The sequence below is a fragment of the Chromobacterium subtsugae genome (assembly GCF_035919665.1).
Lineage (GTDB): Bacteria > Pseudomonadota > Gammaproteobacteria > Burkholderiales > Chromobacteriaceae > Chromobacterium > Chromobacterium subtsugae.
The window spans coordinates 231,813-250,877 of record NZ_CP142381.1; the positions used below are offsets into that span (position 1 = coordinate 231,813).

At 65.5% G+C, this 19,065-nt stretch carries 19 protein-coding genes; 10 read left to right on the forward strand and 9 right to left on the reverse strand.

All coding sequences use genetic code 11. From position 1 onward, the window contains the following. Nucleotides 1-64 precede the first annotated feature (64 nt). The gene (locus U6115_RS01100) at nt 65-844 is read left to right on the forward strand and encodes an EAL domain-containing protein (RefSeq protein WP_043573006.1); all 780 of its coding nucleotides are present in this window, start codon (nt 65-67) and stop codon (nt 842-844) included. Between the two features lie 121 nt (nt 845-965). Further along, on the forward strand, nt 966-1,217 hold the full coding sequence (locus U6115_RS01105) for a LysR substrate-binding domain-containing protein (protein ID WP_080509523.1): 252 nt from the start codon (nt 966-968) through the stop codon (nt 1,215-1,217). Here the strand turns inward: U6115_RS01105 and U6115_RS01110 are convergent. The 4 genes from U6115_RS01110 to U6115_RS01125 all read right to left on the reverse strand — a co-directional run bounded on the left by U6115_RS01110 (nt 1,214) and on the right by U6115_RS01125 (nt 3,617). Continuing rightward, nucleotides 1,214-1,882, reverse strand: coding sequence for an O-methyltransferase (locus U6115_RS01110; protein WP_043573008.1), 669 nt, complete (start codon nt 1,880-1,882; stop codon nt 1,214-1,216). The two genes, U6115_RS01105 and U6115_RS01110, sit on opposite strands and share 4 nt — an antisense overlap. A 38-nt stretch (nt 1,883-1,920) precedes the next feature. After that, on the reverse strand, nt 1,921-2,538 hold the full coding sequence (locus U6115_RS01115) for a glutathione S-transferase family protein (protein ID WP_043573011.1): 618 nt from the start codon (nt 2,536-2,538) through the stop codon (nt 1,921-1,923). 152 nt (nt 2,539-2,690) lie between these two features. Then, nucleotides 2,691-3,176, reverse strand: coding sequence for a hypothetical protein (locus U6115_RS01120; protein ID WP_047237011.1), 486 nt, complete (start codon nt 3,174-3,176; stop codon nt 2,691-2,693). A gap of 171 nt (nt 3,177-3,347) precedes the next feature. Then, nucleotides 3,348-3,617, reverse strand: a complete 270-nt coding sequence (locus U6115_RS01125; RefSeq protein WP_043573013.1) for a hypothetical protein — start codon at nt 3,615-3,617, stop codon at nt 3,348-3,350. A gap of 129 nt (nt 3,618-3,746) precedes the next feature. Between U6115_RS01125 and U6115_RS01130 the strand changes: the two genes are divergently transcribed. The 3 genes from U6115_RS01130 to U6115_RS01140 all read left to right on the forward strand — a co-directional run bounded on the left by U6115_RS01130 (nt 3,747) and on the right by U6115_RS01140 (nt 5,965). After that, nucleotides 3,747-4,544 (forward strand): hypothetical protein, encoded by a 798-nt coding sequence (locus U6115_RS01130; RefSeq protein ID WP_043573017.1) that lies wholly within the window; start codon nt 3,747-3,749, stop codon nt 4,542-4,544. A 58-nt stretch (nt 4,545-4,602) separates the two neighbouring features. After that, a complete protein-coding gene (locus tag U6115_RS01135; protein ID WP_146008400.1) occupies nt 4,603-5,400 on the forward strand; it encodes a hypothetical protein in 798 nt (265 codons plus the stop codon). Nucleotides 5,401-5,503: 103 nt separating this feature from the next. Next, on the forward strand, nt 5,504-5,965 hold the full coding sequence (locus U6115_RS01140; protein WP_043574842.1) for a hypothetical protein: 462 nt from the start codon (nt 5,504-5,506) through the stop codon (nt 5,963-5,965). Between the two features lie 93 nt (nt 5,966-6,058). On the opposite strand, the gene U6115_RS01145 is transcribed toward U6115_RS01140, so the two are convergent. The 4 genes from U6115_RS01145 to metH form a co-directional block, all read right to left on the reverse strand. Next, nucleotides 6,059-6,484, reverse strand: a complete 426-nt coding sequence (locus U6115_RS01145; protein WP_043574845.1) for a hypothetical protein — start codon at nt 6,482-6,484, stop codon at nt 6,059-6,061. Between the two features lie 63 nt (nt 6,485-6,547). Beyond that, a complete protein-coding gene (locus tag U6115_RS01150) occupies nt 6,548-7,042 on the reverse strand; it encodes a hypothetical protein (protein WP_146008399.1) in 495 nt (164 codons plus the stop codon). A 66-nt stretch (nt 7,043-7,108) separates the two neighbouring features. Further along, the gene (locus U6115_RS01155; protein WP_043574848.1) at nt 7,109-7,606 is read right to left on the reverse strand and encodes a hypothetical protein; all 498 of its coding nucleotides are present in this window, start codon (nt 7,604-7,606) and stop codon (nt 7,109-7,111) included. 25 nt (nt 7,607-7,631) lie between these two features. Continuing rightward, nucleotides 7,632-11,342, reverse strand: coding sequence for a methionine synthase (gene metH, locus U6115_RS01160; protein ID WP_043574850.1), 3,711 nt, complete (start codon nt 11,340-11,342; stop codon nt 7,632-7,634). 119 nt (nt 11,343-11,461) lie between these two features. Here metH and U6115_RS01165 point away from each other — a divergent pair, with 119 nt between their 5' ends. From U6115_RS01165 to U6115_RS01185, 5 genes are all read left to right on the forward strand, one after another. Continuing rightward, nucleotides 11,462-12,223 carry a substrate-binding periplasmic protein gene (locus tag U6115_RS01165; RefSeq protein ID WP_043574852.1) on the forward strand — a complete coding sequence of 254 codons (762 nt, stop codon included), beginning with the start codon at nt 11,462-11,464 and terminating at the stop codon, nt 12,221-12,223. 66 nt (nt 12,224-12,289) lie between these two features. Then, nucleotides 12,290-14,431: a UvrD-helicase domain-containing protein gene (locus tag U6115_RS01170; protein WP_043574855.1), complete on the forward strand. Its 2,142-nt coding sequence runs from the start codon at nt 12,290-12,292 to the stop codon at nt 14,429-14,431. A gap of 85 nt (nt 14,432-14,516) precedes the next feature. Further along, entirely contained in the window at nt 14,517-16,229 is a 1,713-nt protein-coding gene (locus U6115_RS01175) for a tetratricopeptide repeat-containing response regulator (RefSeq protein ID WP_080509529.1), read from the forward strand. After that, nucleotides 16,217-16,963, forward strand: coding sequence for a LytR/AlgR family response regulator transcription factor (locus U6115_RS01180; RefSeq protein WP_043574857.1), 747 nt, complete (start codon nt 16,217-16,219; stop codon nt 16,961-16,963). The genes U6115_RS01175 and U6115_RS01180 overlap by 13 nt, the downstream gene beginning before the upstream one ends. A 123-nt stretch (nt 16,964-17,086) precedes the next feature. Next, nucleotides 17,087-18,580, forward strand: a complete 1,494-nt coding sequence (locus tag U6115_RS01185; protein ID WP_052258030.1) for a sensor domain-containing diguanylate cyclase — start codon at nt 17,087-17,089, stop codon at nt 18,578-18,580. A gap of 12 nt (nt 18,581-18,592) precedes the next feature. On the opposite strand, the gene U6115_RS01190 is transcribed toward U6115_RS01185, so the two are convergent. Beyond that, nucleotides 18,593-19,021, reverse strand: a complete 429-nt coding sequence (locus tag U6115_RS01190) for an organic hydroperoxide resistance protein (RefSeq protein WP_043574862.1) — start codon at nt 19,019-19,021, stop codon at nt 18,593-18,595. Nucleotides 19,022-19,065: the final 44 nt, after the last annotated feature.

Here is a 19,065-nt window from a genome sequence, read left to right on the forward strand (position 1 = left end):
TTCTCATTTCGCTAGGTGTTTTTGCTATGCTGAAACATCGTCCTCTCTCCCAGGCAGGTGCGCGATGCAGCCCACTCTCGGCGCGCAGGCGGGCAGCATGCTGTACCGCGACGCTTCCGGCCGCTACTGCGCCAGCCTGGCCGGCTACCGCCTGTTGAGCGCGTTCCAGCCCATTTTCTACAAGGGCGGCAGCCTGTTCGGCCACGAGGCGCTGCTGCGCGTGGTGGACGAGGGCGGCGAATGGCACGCGCCCGACCGCTTTCTCGCCGCGCAAGCGCCGGAGATGGCGCTGGAGGCCGACCGCCTGGCGCGGCTGATCCACGTGCGCAACTTCGCCCAAAGCGGCCAGAGCGGCTGCCTGTGCCTGAACCTGATGCCCGCCACCGTGCAGCAGGACCAGAGCGGCCGCACCCATCTGCCGCTGTTGAACAATATGCTGCAAAGCGTGGAGCTGGACAGCGGCGGCGTGATCTTCGAGCTGCCGGAGTTCGAGGTGGAACACCACGGCCAGCCGCTGCTGAACGGCATGCGCCACGCGGCGGAAATGGGCTTCGGCCTGGCGGTGGACGACTTCGGCGCGCTGCCCGCCCGCCGCGACAAGATGGGCGAGCTGTCCCCGGACATCATCAAGATAGACCGCAGCCTGCTGCTCGATCACATGGCCGGCGAAACCAGCCGGCTGCCGGCGCTGCTGGAATTCGGCTGGCAGATCGGCAGCCGCATGCTGATCGAAGGAATCGAAACCGCCGAGCAGCTGGAAGCGATGCGCGCGCTGGGCGTCGAGCTATATCAGGGCTATTACCTGGGGCGGCCGGGCGAGCTGGCTGTGGCTCGCCAGCTGTAGCGCGCGGCGGTTTATTGGGGAGCCGCGTGTATCGCCTGCGGCCAAGCCGCGTTACGGGGCTGTCACTCCACCAGCCTCATTGGTGGGATTCGTGTAAGCCTCCGGTTCGTCATGGGCGCGCCTGCGCAATGCGTCCAAGGCCATATGCAATACCGGCGAGGCCTTGATCGAGCTGGCCGCGCGCGGCATGGGCATCGCCTGCCTGCCCGATTTCTCCATCCACCGCGAGCTCGCGTCCGGCGCCTTGCTCAGGCTGGACGCGCCGGCGGTGCGGCGCAGCGGCAATCTCTACCTGCTGTGGCCGGCCACGCCGCGGATGCCGCCCAAGCTGCGCGCCTTCATCGACTACATGGCGGCCAATGTGCTCGCCTAGGCCTCCACAATCGCCAGCGCGAAGCCGTCGTAACCCTTGCCGCCCACCGTCTGCAGCGCGGTGGCGGACAGGCGCGGATTGGCGCCCAGCAGCTCGATGAAGCGGCGCGTGCCCTGCACCGCCGGGTCGACGCTGCCGGCGTTGGCCACCTCGCCCTGGCGCACCACGTTGTCGCCGACGATCACGGTGCCCGGCCTCGACAGCCGCAGCGCCATTTCCAGGTAATGCGGATTGTTGGGCTTGTCGGCGTCGATGAAGATCAGGTCGAACGGCGCCGCGCCTTCCGCGATCAGCTGCGCCAGGCTATCCAGCGCCGCGCCCTGGCGGATCTCCGTCTTGGCGGCCTGGCCGGCGCGCGCCAGGTTGGCGGCGGCCACTTCCGCGTGCCTGGGATCGTACTCCAGCGTCACCAGCCGGCCGTCCGCCGGCAGCGCCCGCGCCAGCCAGATGGCGCTGTAGCCGCCCAGCGTGCCGATCTCCAGAATCCGCCGCGCGCCGTGGATGCGCGCCAGCAAATGGAGAAACTTGCCCTGGTTGGGCGCCACGTTGATGGCCGGCAGGCCGGCGGCGGCGCTGTCGGCCAGCGCCGCTTCCAGCGCGGCGTCCTGCTGGACCAGGCTGCGGCTGAAATAATCGTCCACTTCATTCCATTGCTTGTCCGACATGGTTTGTCTCCTTGTCTGGCATCGGGCCTCGGCCGGCCTCAGGCCACGCCGTCGCTGCCGTGGGTAAGGTAGGCCGGGCGTTGGCGCAGCCGCTGGTAATAAGCCTCCACCGCCGGCAACCGCGGCTTGTCGAACGGCGTCAACAGCCAGCGCTGCACCGACAGGCCCAGCGAGATGTCGGCCAAGGTGAACGCATCGCCCCATATCCATCCATCGCCCAGTTGCGACTCCAGCACCGCCATCTGCTTTTTCCACGCCGCCACGCTGGCGGCGATGCTCGCCGGATCCTGGTGGTCGGGGCTGTTGCGGCTGAGGGCGTGGAAGGCGTATATCCAGGCGGGGTTCAGATCGGCGGCCTGCCAGTCCATCCACCGCTCCACCTGGGCGCGCGCGGCCGGGTTTTGCGGCAACAGGTCGTGGCGGCCGTGCTTGGCGGCCAGGTAGCGGCAGATGGTGTTGGATTCGCTCAGCACGGTATCGCCGTCCACCACCACCGGGATCAACCCATGCGGATTGAGCGCCAGGAATTCCGGGCTGCTGGTGGGCTGAAAGCCGCGGCCCCAGTCTTCGCGTTGGTAGTCGATGCCGATCTCGTGGCAGGTCCACAACACCTTGCGCACATTGATGGAACTGGTACGGCCGAGAATACGCAGCATGGCAATGCCTTTGCTCGGGAGGGTGGGAATGCGCCAGTGTAATCGACGCTATGCCATATGTGTATCGGGAGATGTCGAAAGACGGGGAGAGGAAGGGAAAGGAGAAAACCGCCGGCGGTCCGTTCCGCGGGAACGTCCGCCGGCCAGGCGAATCAGTTGCTGCCGGTCTTGACCGGCGCGGCCTCGGCCGCCGGCTGGGAGGCGGCGAAGTCGATATGGCTGCGGGCGCGTTCGGCTTCCGGCTGCGTCGGCTTGTACTCGGTCCAGTTGTCGGTGTCCTTCAGGCGGTAGCGCACCACGCCCTTGTCCAAGTCGAAATCGTACAGCGGGTAGACTTCGCGCAGGTTGAAGAACAGCGCCGGGGCGAAGAACAGGATGTCGGCGGCCACATAGCCGCCGTTGAACTTCAACGGCAGCAAGCCGTACAGCGGCTGCTTGCCTTCGCCGGTGGCCTTGAATTCATAGTTGCCGAAGCTGGTGGTGGGATAGGTTTCGGTCTTGGGCAAATCCAGCGTGGTCACTTGCTGGCGCTGATAGATGGAAACCGCGCCCTTGGGCGCGGAGCTGCTCATGGTGGTCATGGCGCTGCAGCCGCTCAGGGCCAGCGCGCAAGCGGACAGCGCGAGTATTTTTTTCATCACGATTCTTTATGGTTTATATGCCGGGAAAACAGCGTCGGCGGCAAAGCTGCTGCGCCGCGCAAGCGCTGGATTCTACGCGGAATAGACCATGCGGACCATAACAATCTCAAATGTCATACGTCATAAGCCATTGAATTGGACCGTGAATCTGGAATGGCGGCGCGGGTTTCAGTCTTCGGCGCGGCCGGCGCGCAGCAGGCGCGCGTGCAGCACCATGTTTTCCAGCGTCAGCCGCGCGGTGGCCGCCAGATACACCAGCATCCGCCGCGAGGCGTCCGGCTCCTCGGCGCGGAACACCAACTCGCGCTCCAGCAACGAATCGACGATCAATTCGCGCAGATTGCGTTCGTCGAACGGCAGATCGGCGTAGTCTATCGGGTCCTCCGCCTCCACATCCTCCATCAGGCCAAGCAGGCTTTCGCGGTTCAGCCATTCCATGATTCGCCCTCCCCCAAAACGGCCCGGCGCCGGGCGACGCCGGCCCGCACCCTGAGTGTAGCGGGTTCCGGACCGCCGGGCCGCGCGGCTGTTAAAATGTCGCGCCCACCACCTTCCCCGGCCTGTTCCATGCGCAAACGCCTCGCCGCCGCCGTCTCCGGCTGGCCCTTCCTGATCGCCCTATGCCTGCTGCTGGCCAACGACTGGTGGCTGAAAGCCGCCCATCCGGGCTGGCTCAGCGGCAAGCTGTCCGACTTCGCCGGGCTGGCGCTGGCCGGCATCGTGCTGCTGGCGGCCTGGCCGCGCCGTTTCGGCGAGATCTGCGCCGGCCTGGCGGCAGCCTGGCTCTGGTGGAAAAGCGCCTGCTCCAGCTCCGCGATCGAGACTTTCAACGCGCTGGCGCCGTACCGCATCGGCCGCACCGTCGACTACAGCGACCTCTTGGCGCTGGCGGTGCTGCCGCTATGCCGACTGGCCGTCGTCCGGCGCAAGAGGCTGGCACTGTCCGCGCCGGCGGCGCGGCGCTGGCTGGCGCCGCCCCTGGCGTTGGCCGCCGTGCTGGCCTGCGCCGCGTCCGCCGTGCCGTACAGCCAGCAGTACGGCGTGCGCAGCCGCGCCAGCGCCGCGCGGATGGACCGCGTCAAGGTCGTGGAAGCGCTGAACGCGGTGGCGGCGCAATACCAGTTGCGCTGCGAAAGCTGCGATCCAGCGCTGGACAAGGGCGTTTACGAAGGCGGCGGCAAACACAGCGTGCTGCTGCGCTACCAGTTTTCTTCGAACCAGGAAGTGCGTTTCGACATCTGGACCGTGTTGCCCGGCGTATTCAACGGCGGCGAGCGCGAGCGGCTGGAAGCGATGCGCGACAGCATCCGCTACCAGATGGCGCAGCGCATCCCCGGCCTGGACTACCTGGAACCGATCAACTGAGCGTCGGCCGCAGCCAAGCTGGCTCTATCGCCGCCGCCTCTCCCATCTGGATTTTCCCATGCTTCGACGACTCTCCGCCGTGATAGCCGGCTGGCCTTTCCTGATCGCCTTATGCCTGCTGCTGGCCAACGACTGGTGGCTGAAGTCCGCCCATCCGGGCTGGCTCAGCGGCAAGCTGTCCGACTGCGCCGGGCTGGCGCTGGCGGGCCTGCTGGCCCAGGCGCTGTGGCCGCGCCGCTTCGCCGCGACCAGCGCCGCCATCACGCTGGCCTGGCTGTGGTGGAAAAGCCCGCTGTCCGGCCCCGCCATCGCCGCCGTCAACGCGTGGCTGCCCTTTGCCCTGTCCCGCACCGTCGATTACGGCGACCTGCTGGCGCTGGCGGTGCTGCCGCTGTGCCGGCTGGCCTTCGAGCGCCGCGAGCGGCTGGCACTGTCCGCGCCGGCGGCGCGGCGCTGGCTGACCCCGCCTTTGGCGCTGGCCGCTTTGCTCGCCTGCGTCGCGACATCGGCGCCGCAACTGAATCAGAAATACGGCATCCGCAGCCGCGCCGAATCCGCCGATCTTGACCGCGCCAAGGCGATAGAGGCGTTCAACGCGGCGGCGCAAGCGTTCCAGCTGCAATGCCTGCGCTGCGACCCGGCAGCCAGCGATGGCCAATACGTCGGCGGCGAGCCGCGCGCCAACTTGTATTACCACTTCGTTTCCAGCCGGGAAGTCCGTTTCGATGTTTTCTGGACCGCGCCCGGCTTGTTCAGCGGCGACAAGCGGGAGCAACTGCAAGCGCTGCGCGACCGCATCCGCCGCGAGATGGCGCTGCGCATCCCGCATCTGGACTACCTGGAGCCGATCAGCTGAGCCGATAACTCAAAAGCATTTATCCGGCAATGTGAATAGGTAAATTGGATGGCAGGGCGCCGCATGGCAAAATCGCGGCCATATCCTCATTTGCGAAGCCGCCATGAAAAAGACTCTGCTCTCCCTGCTGCTGGGCCTGTTGGCCGTCTGCCACCAAGCCGGCGCCGAAACCATCAAAACCCGCTATGGCGTGGTGTCCGACGAAGACCGGATCGAGCTGCGCCTGGGCAAGAAAACCATCTACTCCGACTCCGACAACTCCGTCTACCTGCAAGGCGGCAGCAGCTATGCGCTGCAAGACCGCGACGTGGTGCTGGTCAGCAGCGACTGCGGCGGCAGCGGCTGCGTGTCGCAGCGCTTCGCGCTGATCGCCATCGGCAAGGGCGGCAGCGTCAAGAAATATGATCTGGGCGACTTCAACCCCGGCACGAATGCCACCGCCAAGCTGGAAAACGGCCAACTGCGGGTGACGTTCAGCGCCGAAGGCCGCAAGCAGGGCGCCGTGCTGTTCGACGGCGACAAGGTTCGCAAAGCCGCCGAAAAACGCGTAAAACCCAAGCCGTAACAGCGCAGGGTCCGGCGGCGGCGCCGGGTCTTGCCCGCCGCTTATCCACAGCCGCCAGCGGCTTTCGCAGTTATCCACATCCCGGCGCCTGCGCTAATACTTGCATGCGTGTTGCGATGCGGCGCGCGCGCCCAGATCCTCGTCGAAATCTATGTCGCGGCCATTGGCGCCGCGGTAATGAAAGCCGTAATAATTGGCGCCCTGATGGATAGTCGTGTAACGGCCGTTGATGCGGCCATCGACGATTTCCAGCCATTCGTCGGTAAATTGATAGGGTCGCCCCTCAGCCATTTCTTCTTGCTCGGTGCGCAGCCATACCAAGGTAATCGCTTTGCCGCGCTTGCCATAGCGCACATAAGCCGCCGTCCAGTCGGCATCGGCGTCGCCCACCGTCGTGAATTGCAGGTGGATGGGCTTGCCGCCGTTGGCGGAGACAAAACAGCGCGTATCGCTCTGCACCGCCGCCTGCGCCGCCCATGGCAGGCCCAGCAGCCAAACCAGCCAAATCCGTTGCTTCATGCGGTTTTCTCCAATATCGCAATGTCTTCCAATACAGCGAACGCCTGCCCGGCTCAATGGCGTTCATCGGAATGCCAAGGGTTTATCGGATTTAGCGGGATGCTGGATTTCCGAACAGGAGTGTTCGCCATTGCCATGCCAGGCGGGTTCCTCGTCGGCATAACCATATAGCCAGACAAACTCGCCATCGCGGCACCCCGCCTGCAAACGCGTTTCGCCGCCGTCAAATTGCGAAACCAATACCAATTGATCCTTTTCCTCGCGCCAACGGCCATAATCGCGATCCGGCGGCGGCGCGCCGCCGTCATCGGACGCCGACTCCCAAGCGTAATAGCCATTGGCGGCCAGCGTCAGCCGCTGCTGTATCACCGTCAAACCGTAGTACAGCCAGATTTGGCTGCCCTCTTCTGGTAGTTTGCGGCTCAGTTCTTCAGCTTCACGATTGACGCTATCCCTGCGGACTTGCGCATTCGGCCGGCAGGCACACAGCGCGCAGCAAACAACGAAGAGCAAGGCGGCGACAGCCGCCTTCGGCAAAATGCCTTTTGGTCCCGACATTCAAATGGCTTTCGATTTCAATAGGACGGAGAGAACACAGCAAGAAAAATAGCGCGGCAGCCTGAGTCATATCGGACAAGCGCTGGTCTGGCCGCCCTGCCACAGCGCTGTTGCGTCCGGCTTCGCACTGGGCGGAGCCGGGGGCAAACCCGAGCGATCCTCACCCCAGGCCCGCATTTGGCGCGCCATGTCCGTCGGATGGGGGAATTGAGCCAGATAATAGCGCCCCTGGTGGCACTGCCGATGCCAGCGCGCCGCGCCTGCGCCGCCCAGCAGCGGCCTCAGCGTCAGTTCGGCGTTCACTTCTTGCCAGCGACCAGCCTCAGCCACATCGATGCCGCCGTCGACATCGTCCCGCAGCGAATAAATCTGGTAGCGGCCGTCGCGCGCCAGCAGCAACTGCGCGCTGCCATGCCGCTGGCCGCTGCTCCAAACCTCGCTAATCTGCTTGTCCATGCCGGCGCCAAGGCGCGCCAGACAGGCTGCGCGGCTCAGCCAGAAGCAGTCGGCGGGCAGCCGGGACTGCCGCCACGACAAGCCGGCGGCCAGCAGCGCGGCCAGCAAGAACCCAACCCGTAAGCGGCGCGGCTTAGGCGTCATACCCCAGATTGGGCGCCAAGCCGCGTTCGGCCTGCTCGATGCTGACGCCGCGGCGCTCGGCGTAACTGGTCACCTGGTCCTTTTCCACCTTGCCGACGCCGAAATAGCGCGACGCCGGATGGCTGAAGTAGAAACCGGACACCGCGGCGGTGGGCAGCATCGCGTAGCCCTCGGTCAGCGTCATGCCGATAGACGGCGCGTCCAAAAGCTTGAAGAGATCGGCCTTCACCGTGTGGTCCGGGCAGGCCGGATAACCGGGCGCCGGGCGGATGCCGCGGTACAGCTCATCGATCAGGCCTTCGTTGTCGATATGCTCGTCGGCGGCATAGCCCCAGAACTCGCGCCGCACGCGGGCGTGCATCAGCTCGGCGAAGGCTTCGGCCAGGCGGTCGGCCAGCGCTTTGAGCAAGATGGCCGAGTAGTCGTCGTTGGCATCCTCGAAGCGCTTCACATGCGGCTCGATGCCGATGCCGGCGGTGACGGCGAAGGCGCCGATGTAGTCGTCGACGCCGCTGTCTTTAGGCGCGATGTAGTCGGCCAGCGCCCAGTTGGCCTTGCCGTCGGTTTTGGGCAGCTGCTGGCGCAGGCCGACCCAAGTCATCAGCGGCCGGCCGTCGGCGGAGCGGATGTCGATGTCGTCGTGATTGACGCTATTGGCCGGGAACAAGCCGATCACCGCGTTGGCGGCCAGCCAGTTCTCGTCGACGATCCGCTTCAGCATGACTTGGGCGTCTTCATACAGCGCGCGCGCCGATTCGCCGACGATCTCGTCATTCAGAATGCGCGGGAAGCGGCCGGCGAGCTCCCAGCTCTGGAAGAACGGCGTCCAGTCGATATAGGCGGCGATCTCGGCCAGCGGGTAATTCTCGAAACGGCGCACGCCAAGCCATCGCGGCTTGGGCGGAACATAATCGGCCCAGTCGATTTTCTCTTTGTTGGCGCGGGCCTGCTCCAGGGAAACCACCTTGCGATTGGCCTTGTTGGCATGGCCTTCGCGCGCGCGTTCTTGCTCGGCCAGGTTCTCGGCGACGAAGGCGTCCTTCAAGGTATCGGACAGCAGATTGGAGCAGACGCCGACGGCGCGGCTGGCATCGGGAACATAGATGACCGGGTGCTGGTAGTGCGGCGCGATCTTGACCGCGGTGTGCACCTTGGAGGTGGTGGCGCCGCCGATCAGCAGCGGAATGTCGAAGCCCTGGCGCTGCATCTCCTTGGCGACATGGCTCATCTCCTCCAGGCTGGGAGTGATCAGGCCGGACAGGCCGATGATGTCGGCCTGGTGCTCGCGCGCGGCGTCGAGGATGGTCTGGCACGGCACCATCACGCCCAGATCGATCACCTTGTAGTTATTGCAGCGCAGCACCACGCCGACGATGTTCTTGCCGATGTCGTGCACATCGCCCTTGACCGTGGCCATGATGATGACGCCCTTGGCCGGCGCGTCGGCCAGGCCCAGACGGATTTTCTCTTCCTCGATGAACGGCTCCAGGTGGGCGACGGCAGCCTTCATCACCCGCGCCGACTTCACCACCTGCGGCAGGAACATCTTGCCGGCGCCGAACAGGTCGCCCACCACGTTCATGCCATCCATCAGCGGGCCTTCGATCACGTGGATCGGCCGCGCGCACTTCAGCCGCACCTCTTCAGTGTCCTCGACGATGAAGGTGGTGATGCCCTTGACCAGCGCGTGCTCCAGCCGCTTTTCCACCGGAAAGGCGCGCCAGGCCAGGTCTTCGCCCTTTTTCTCGCCGACCGCCTCGCCCTTGAATTTCTCCGCCAGCTCGATCAGCCGTTCGGTGGCGTCGCCGCCGTCCTTGGGATGGCGCATCAGCACCACGTCCTCGATGCGCTCGCGCAAGCTTGCGTCGACCTCGTCGTACACCTCCAGCGCGCCGGCATTGACGATGCCCATGGTCATGCCGCGCTGGATGGCGTGGTAGAGGAACACCGCGTGGATCGCCTCGCGCACCTTGTTGTTGCCGCGGAAACTGAAGCTGACGTTGGACACGCCGCCGGATATCTTGGCGTGCGGCAGGTGCTGCTTGATCCAGCCGGTGGCCTCGATGAAATCCAGGCCGTAGCGGGCGTGCTCCTCGATGCCGGTGGCGACGGCGAAGATGTTCGGGTCGAAGATGATGTCTTCCGGCGGGAAGCCCACCTCGTCCACCAGGATGCGGTAGCTGTGGTCGCAAATCTCGATCTTGCGGGCGTAGGTGTCGGCCTGGCCATGCTCGTCGAAGGCCATCACGATCACCGCCGCGCCGTAACGGCGGATCAAGCGCGCCTGCTCGACGAACTTCTCCTTGCCTTCCTTCATCGAGATCGAGTTGACGATGCCCTTGCCCTGGATGCACTTCAGGCCGGCCTCGATCACCTCCCATTTGGACGAGTCGATCATGATCGGCACGCGGGCGATATCCGGCTCCGACGCGATCAGATTGAGGAAACGCACCATCGCGGCGTGGGCGTCCAGCATGCCCTCGTCCATATTGATGTCGATCACCTGGGCGCCGTTCTCCACCTGCTGCCGCGCGACGTCCAGCGCCGTGGCGTAGTCGCCGTTCAGGATCAACTTGGCGAAGGCGCGGCTGCCGGTGACGTTGGTGCGCTCGCCGACGTTCACGAACAAGTCTTCGTCGCCGATATTGAACGGCTCCAGGCCGGACAGCCGGCACTTGGCCTCGATCCGCGGCAGCGCGCGCGGCGAGATGCCGTCAACCGCCTGGGCGATGGCGGCGATGTGTTCCGGCGTGGTGCCGCAACAGCCGCCGACGATGTTGATCAGCCCGCTCTCGGCCCACTCGCGCACGTACTCGCCCATCTTCTCAGGTTCGAGATCATAGCCGCCGAAGGCGTTGGGCAGGCCGGCGTTGGCGTGGACCGAGACATAGGTGGCCGACACCCGCGCCATTTCCTCGACATAGGGCCGCAGCAGGTCCGGGCCCAGCGCGCAGTTGAGGCCGAAGCTGGCGGCGTCGGCGTGCGACAGCGAGTTGTAGAAAGCTTCGGTGGTCTGTCCGGTCAGCGTGCGGCCGGACTGATCGGTGATGGTGCCGGAAATCATGATGGGCAAGCGCGGCGTGTCCGGGCGCTCGTCGAAATACTGGTGGATGGCGAACACCGCCGCCTTGGCGTTCAGCGTGTCGAAGATGGTCTCCACCAACAGCAAATCCGCGCCGCCGGTCACCAGGCCGTCTATCGCCTCGGTGTAGCTCGCCACCAGTTCGTCGAAGCTGACGTTGCGGTAGCCGGGATCGTTGACGTCCGGGCTGATGGAACAGGTGCGGTTGGTGGGGCCGAGCACGCCGGCGCAGAAACGCGGCTTGGCCGGATTTTTGGCGGTTTGCGCCGCGCAAAGATCCTTAACCAGCTTGGCGGCGGCCTGGTTGATCTCCCACACCAGCCCTTCCATCCGGTAATCGGCCATCGCGATCGAGGTGGCGTTGAAGGTGTTGGTTTCGATGATGTCGGCGCCGGCGTCCAGGTAAGCCTGGTGGATGCCGCCGATGACATCGGGACGAGTCAGCGCCAGCAGGTCGTTGTTGCCTTTGACATCGCAAGGCCAGTCGGCGAAACGCTCGCCGCGATAATCGGCCTCCTCCAGCCGGTGGCGCTGGATCATGGTGCCCATGCCCCCATCCAGGATCAGAATGCGTTGGGCGAGGTGCTGATAAACGGGATGGGTTAATGGCTTCGTCATGTCGCTTGCAGTTATTTTGTCTAAAACGATATCAAGGCTACGGCGTATTCCTGATTCATCTTAACATCCGCATCCCGCGCATCAGACACCCGGTAATAGAATTAAGAGAGAGCATCTATATGGCCAGTTTGCATAAAAAGTGGCTGCTTCCCTGCCTGTTGCTGTTGGCGCCGCTTCCTTCGCTGGCGGCCGCCGAGCTGCGCATCGGGGTGGCCGATACCGATGCCGCCCCCATCGCGGTGCTATCCGAAGACGGCAATACCCTGACCGGCGGCCTGGCGCGCGAACTGGGGATGCTGCTGGCCGAAGAAATGGGGATGAAGCCGCAGTTCGTCATTCTGGCGCGCCGCCGGGTGGAGTCCGCGGTTGAAACCGGCAAGGTCGACATCGTCTGCAATGCCAATCCCGACTGGTATAGCAATTCTTCCCGGCTGAACTGGAGCCGGGAAATTTACCCGCTGACCGAGCGCGTGCTGTCGCTGAAAAACATGCCGGCCATCCGCCAGCTCGACGATTTGTCCGGCAAGCGCATCGGCACCCAGCACGGCTACCATTACCCCGAGCTGGAATACCTGTGGTCTAGCAACCGCAGCACGCGGGACACCGAGGCCCGCTTCGATCTGATGTTCAAATCGCTGGAAAAACGGCTGAGCGATGTCGCCATCGTCACTGAGTTCATCTATGTCTGGTGGGCGCGCTCCCATGCGCAGGAAGCCGCCGCCTTCAAGCTGCACCCGCTGGTGGTATCGTCGCAGCCGACCATGTGCGCGCTGTCGTCGCAGTCGCCGGTCAAGCTGGCCGAACTCAACCGCGCCGTGGATCGATTGCACAAGAACGGCAAGCTCAAGACCATGCTTGCGCATTACCAGGCACAGGAGTAAGCCCCTCCGCCTTGTCCTGGCGGCACGCATGCTAAAATGGCGTTTTTGCAGCGAAAACGTCCCGTCATGAGCGATCTGTTAGCCGGCCTGAATCCCGAACAACTGCGCGCGGTCACCTGGCCCGCCAAGAGCGCGCTGGTGCTGGCCGGCGCCGGCAGCGGCAAGACCCGGGTGCTGACCACCCGCATCGCCTGGCTGTTGTCCACCGCTCAGACCTCGCCGGCCGGCATTCTGGCGGTGACTTTCACCAACAAGGCCGCGCGCGAAATGCAGACCCGGCTGTCGGCCCAGGTGCCGGTGAATGTGCGCACGATGTGGATAGGCACTTTCCACGGCCTGTGCAACCGCCTGCTGCGCATCCACTACCGCGACGCCGGCCTGCCGCAAACCTTCCAGATCCTCGACTCCGCCGACCAGCAGGCCGCGATCAAGCGCCTGCTGAAAAGCCTGGAGCTGTCCGACGAGAAATACCCTCCGCGCGCGGTGCAGTCGTTCATCAACGGCAACAAGGAAGCCGGCGTGCGCGCCGAGGCGCTGCCGCCGGCGCTGAACCCGTACGAAGCCAAGCTGGTGGAGCTGTACGCCGCCTACGACGCCCAATGCCGGCGCGAAGGGGTGGTGGACTTCGCCGAGCTGCTGCTCAGAAGCTACGAACTGCTGTCGCGCAACGAGGCGCTGCGCGCCCATTACAGCAGCCGCTTCGCCCACATCCTGGTAGACGAATTCCAGGACACCAACCGCCTGCAATACGCGTGGCTGAAACTGCTGGCCGGCGAGCACGGCGCGCTGTTCGCCGTCGGCGACGACGACCAGAGCATCTACGCCTTCCGCGGCGCCGAAGTCGGCAATATGCGCGCGCTGCTGGCCGACTTCCACGTGGCCGAGCCGGTGCGGCTGGAACAGAACTACCGCTCGATGGGCACCATCCTCAACGCCGCCAACGCGCTGATCGAAAAGAACGACGGCCGGCTGGGCAAAAACCTGTGGACCGACGCCGGCGAAGGCGAAAAGATCCGCTTCTTCCAGGCGATGAGCGACGGCGAGGAAGCCGAGTTCATCGTCGACGAAGTCAAGGCGCTGCGCCGCGACGGCCTGCCGCTGTCCGACGTGGCGGTGCTGTACCGCTCCAACGCCCAATCGCGGCTGATGGAGCACGTGCTGGTCAACGCCCAGATCCCGTACCGGATCTACGGCGGCCTGCGCTTCTTCGAACGCCAGGAAATCAAGCACGCGCTGGCCTACCTCAGGCTGGTGGCCAACCCCGACGACGACAACGCCTTGCTGCGCGTGATCAACACGCCGGCGCGCGGCATCGGCGCGCGCAGCGTGGAAGGCCTGCAGGCCGTCGGCCGCGAGCAGGGCGTGTCGCTCTGGCAGGCCGCCTGCCAGAGCGGCGGCGGCCGCACCGCCGCCAAGGTAGGCGAGTTCGTGCTGCTGATCGAACGCCTGCGCGAACAGAGCCGCGACTTCAGCCTGGCCGAAACCATCAGCCTGGTCATCGACCGCAGCGGCCTGCGCGACATGTACGAGCAGGACAAGAAGGACGGCGAGGAGCGGCTGGCCAACCTGGACGAGCTGGTCAACGCCGCCGCCAGCTTCCTGCCGGACGAGCCCAGCCAGGCGCTGACCGAATTCCTCACCGCCGCCAGCCTGGAAGCGGGCGAGCACCAGGCCGACGCCGGCAGCGAGGCGCTGCAGCTGATGACGGTGCACGCCGCCAAGGGGCTGGAGTTCGACGCGGTGTTCGTCACCGGCCTGGAAGAAGGCCTATTCCCGCACGAAAACAGCCTGCAGGACGGCAAGGGCCTGCAGGAGGAGCGCCGGCTGATGTACGTGGCGGTCACCCGCGCCCGCAAGCGCCTGTACCTGTCCAGCGCGCAAAGCCGCATGCTGCACGGCCAGAGCCGCTACCCGATCCCGTCGCGCTTCATCGACGAGATTCCGGCGGAACTGATCCACTCGCTGTCTGCTACAGTGAAAACACCCGCGTCTCCCATGCCGGCGCGCGCTGCCGCCAGGACGCCGCGCCTGCAGGCCGCGAACGCCTACGGCCTGAACATCGGCCAGTCGGTCAGCCACGCCAAATTCGGCGTCGGCGTGGTGATCCAGGCGGAGGGCAGCGGGGAGGACGTGCGCTTGCAAATCAACTTCGCCGAACACGGGGTGAAATGGCTGGATCTGCGTTATGCGAAACTGACGCCGGCCTGAGCCGCGCCCGGCGCCGGGAGGGAGCATGCCGCCGGAGACGCCATCCGACCGAAACAGGATCATGCCGCAAGCTGACGAAAGCCCCATGAGCGAATCCACTCCCCCTCCGGCCGCGCCGAACGGCCCGACGCACCATGTGCGGGCCGCCCCCCAGCGCAACGCTTACGACGACCCCTACGCCAAACGGCTGTTCCTGATCATAGACAGCCTGCCGCAGATGCAGCGGGCGCTGGCGATGACGCTGTCGTCGTTCGGCGCCAACTCGGTCGAATACGCGGCCAAGGCCGGCGACGCGCTGGCCAAGATGGCCAAGTACGAGTTCGACGTGGTGCTGTGCGACTACGATCTGGGCAACGGCTACGACGGGCTCTACCTGTTCGAGGAAGTCCGGGCGCGCAATCTGCTCAAGCAATCCTGCGTGTTCATGATCGTCACCGGCGAGCGCCGCTCGCAGCGGGTGATTTCCGCTGCCGAGATGGCCCCGGACGACTACCTGCTCAAACCCTTCACCGGCGAGGTGCTGCGCGAGCGGCTGGAGCGGGCGATGCGCAAGCGCGAGGCGTTCCGGCTGGTGGACGAAAACATCCTGCGTCACGAGTATCTGGCAGCCATCGAAGCCTGCGGCCGCAAGATAGAGGAAAACGGCGAGTTCGCGTTCGACTTCATGCGCCTCAAGGGCTCGCTGGCGCTGAAAATCGAGGATTACGACGCCGCCCGCGACGCCTATATGCAGGTGCTGCGCCTCAAACCGGCCACCTGGGCCAAGATGGGCCTGGCCAAATCGCTGGCCGGACTCAAATCGCTGGACGAGGCGCGGCTGCTGTTCGAGGCGGTGCTGGCCGACAACAGCCAGGTGATGGAGGCCTACGACTGGCTGGCCCGGCTCTACCGCAACCACCACGATCTGGAACGCGCGCAGCACACGCTGCAGACCGCCGCCGAAATGTCGCCGGCGGTGTTCCGCCGCCAGCAGCAGCTGGCCGAAGTGGCGATGCTCAACCACGACCTGGCCACCGCCGAGGCCGCCTGCCAGCAGACGCTGGACATCGCCAAGTACACCTGGCACCGCAGCCCCACCCATTACGCGGCGCTGGCCCGCATCCAGCTGGCGCGCGGCGATGCCGCCAACGCCGGCCGCACGCTGGCCAGCCTGCGCCACGACTACCGCTACAACGAAGAGGCGGAGTGGCTGGCCAATGTGGTGGACAGCCAGTTGCAGGCCAAGAACGGCAACGCCGACAAGGCCGCCGCGCTGCTGGCCGACGCCACCGAGCGCTTCAAGCCGCTGGCGGCCAAGCTGGACCAGGAAGCGCAGCTGGAATACGCCCGCGCCTGCTACCAGCAGGGCCGCGAGCCGCAGGGCAACGAAGTGATGGAATACCTGGTGCGCAACCACCACGACGATGAACAGCTGCTGGCCCACTTCGGCGACATGTTCGAAGAGCTGGGCATGGGCCAGGCCGGCCGCCAGCTGATCGCGCAGAACGTGAAGACGGTGCTGGAGCTGAACAACCAGGCGGTGCGCGAAGCGCAAAGCGGCGAGCTGGACACCGCCATCGCCCGCTTCGCCAAAGCGCTGGAGGAAATGCCGCAAAACGTGCAGATCATGCTCAACCTGGTCAACGCGGTGCTGGCCCACGTCAGCCAGAACGGCTGGCATGAAAGCCATATGCGCCGCGCCTACGAGCTATTGGGCAAGGTGCGCGACATCGCGCCGACCAACAACAAGTTCCAGAAGATCCTGCAATCCTGGCGCCAGCTGGTGGACAAGATGGACAAGCCGCAATGGGCGCTCTGAGCGAGCTGCGGGTGGTGGTGGTGGACGACGAGGCGCTGGCGCGCGAACGGCTGCGCCAGCTGCTGGCCGATTGCGGCGTCAGCCAGGTACATTGCCTGGCCGACGGCCAATCCGCCCTCGCCTGGCTGGCCCAGCATCCGGCCGACGTGCTGCTGCTGGACGTCAGCATGCCAGGCCTGGACGGCATGGCGGTGGCGCGCCAGCTCAGGCAGCGCCCGCTGCAGCCGCAGCTGGTGTTCAGCACCGCGCACGACCACTTCGCGGTGGAGGCCTTCGAGCTGAACGCCGCCGACTACCTGCTCAAGCCGGTGCGGCGCGAACGGCTGGAACAGGCGCTGCAAAAAGCGCTGGCGCGCTGCGGCGGCCAGGCCGAGGCGCCGAGCTTCACCGTGCGCCAGCGCGGCCGGCTGCTGACCGTGCCCTTCGCCGACGCGCGCTACCTGAAGGCCGAGCTCAAATACGTCACCCTGGTCACCCCCGACAACGAATACCTGCTGGACGAAGCGCTGGTGACGCTGGAGCAGCGGCTGGGCGGCCTGGCGCTGCGGATACACCGCAATTGCCTGGTGATGCGCCACGCGGTCCAGGAGCTGCGCCGCAGCGGCCTGGACGGCGACGAACAGTGGGTGATTCGGCTGCGCGACGTGGCCGATCCGCTGCCGGTGAGCCGCCGCCAGATTCCCGCCATCAAGTCCGCGCTGAGCGCCGCGCCACCGTTACGTACTATTACTTAAATCCGGCTTTCCCTGATTTATTGCTAAAAAATAGGGGCCCATTCTTATAGAATCATCCATTGCCGAATATATGTCGATGGTTTTAACATGCAAGCAAGACTGGTTTATGCTGGATGCATAACCTTGTGGTTGATACTGAGCGCGCTGGCGGCCCTGTCGATTGCCAGCCGCTCGCTGCTGGGCGCGGAACAGCAATTCAACAGCCAGTCCCAGCAATTGTCCGAGCAGTTGAAACAACGCCTGCTCACCAATGAAACCGTGCTCGACAGCTACGCCACCTTCAGCGCCCTCGACCATCGCAACGAAACCCGCCGCAAACACCCCTTCGTGCTGCAACTGCTGCGCCGCTATCCGCAGATCATCACCCTGGCCCATATCGAACGCGTGCCGCGCTCGCGGGTGGACAGCTACAACCGCTGGCTGCAACGCGAGTACGGCGCCGGCTACCGGCTGCGCCCCTATGCGCCGGACGCCGCCGGCCAGCCGCTGCCGCTGCCGCTGCAGGACGACTACTTCCCGCTGATGTTCGCCGAACCGCAATCGCAGGCCAATCTGCGGCTGGCGGGCATGGACATATGGCAACAGCCGCTGTTGCGCCAAACGCTGCAGGACAGCCTCAACAGCGGCCGCACCACGCTGTCGCGCCAGCTGCGCCTGCCGAACGGCGAGGCCGGCTACGCGCTGCTGCGCAGCATAGACAACCACCAGTCCGGCGCGCTGCTGGAGCTGCAGCCGCAGCATTTCGCCCTGCTGTTCATCCGCGCCGACTCGCTGCTGCCCAGCGGCGCGCCGCTGCCGCCGGGCATGGAGATCAGCGTGCAGCAGCGCGACGACCCGCTGCGGCCGCCGGGCGGACAGCCTCTGCTGCTGGGCAGCGCCCGCGCCGGCGCGCTGGAGCGCCTGCTGTTTCCGCGGCTGGAAACCAGTCAGTTGCTGGGCGGCCCCGGCCAGCCGCTGCGTTTCACCATCAACTGGCAGCAGGGCTGGCCGCAGATCGGCCTGCTGGAGTGGGTGGTGTGGCTGCTGCTGTCGCTGCTGCTGGGCACCGGCCTCGCGCTGGCCGGCTACAGCTTCGTGCGCAGCAGCAACAGCCGCCGCCAGCGCGAAAACCATCTGTTCCATCTGGCCAATCACGACCGGCTGACCGGCCTGGCCAACCGCAACCTGTTCTACGACCGGCTGCAGCACGCGATCAGCCGCGTCGACCGCAGCGGCAAACGCCTGGCCTTGCTATTCCTCGACCTAGACCGCTTCAAGCCGGTCAACGACACCTACGGCCACGTCGCCGGCGACCGGGTGCTGCAGCTGATCGCCGCCCGCATTCAGGACGTGATCCGCAACGAGGATACCGTCGCCCGGCTGGGCGGCGACGAATTCGTCATCCTGATGGAAGACATCGAGTCCAACCGCGAGGCCGACAAGGTGATGGCCAGGCTGAAGCAGGCGATCCAGCTGCCCTACCAGGTGGACCAGCACCGCATCATGGTGGGAGTGAGCATAGGCATCGCCTACTATCCGGAGGACGGCCTGCTGATAGACGAATTGCTGGCGGTGGCCGACCGCAAGATGTACGGCAACAAGCAGTCGCCCAGCCACCAGTCCGAAACCGTCGCCTGACGGCCGCTTCGCTCACGCCAGCGCCAGCTCCACTTCGATATTGCCGCGCGTGGCGTTGGAATACGGGCAGATGCGGTGGGCCGCCTGCACCAGCGCTTCCGCCGTCGCGCGCTCCAGCCCCGGCAGCGAAACCTCCAGCCGCGCCGCGATGCCGAAGCCGTGCTCGATCGGTCCGATGGAGACCCGTCCCTTGACCGACACCTCGGCCGGCAAGCCTACCTTGGCCTGCATCGCCGCCACCTTCAGCGCGCCGATGAAGCAGGCGGAATAACCGGCGGCGAACAGCTGCTCGGGGTTGGTGCCGTCGCCGCCCAGGCCGCCCAGTTCGCGCGGCGTGCTCAACTGCACTTGCAGCGCCTGGTCGCTGGACTCGGCGCGGCCATCGCGGCCGCCGAACGCGGTGGCTTCGGCGGTATACAGCACTTTTTGCAGGGTATTCATCGTACGTCTCCTTACAGTCTTCCCGTGGAAAAATAATAAGCTAT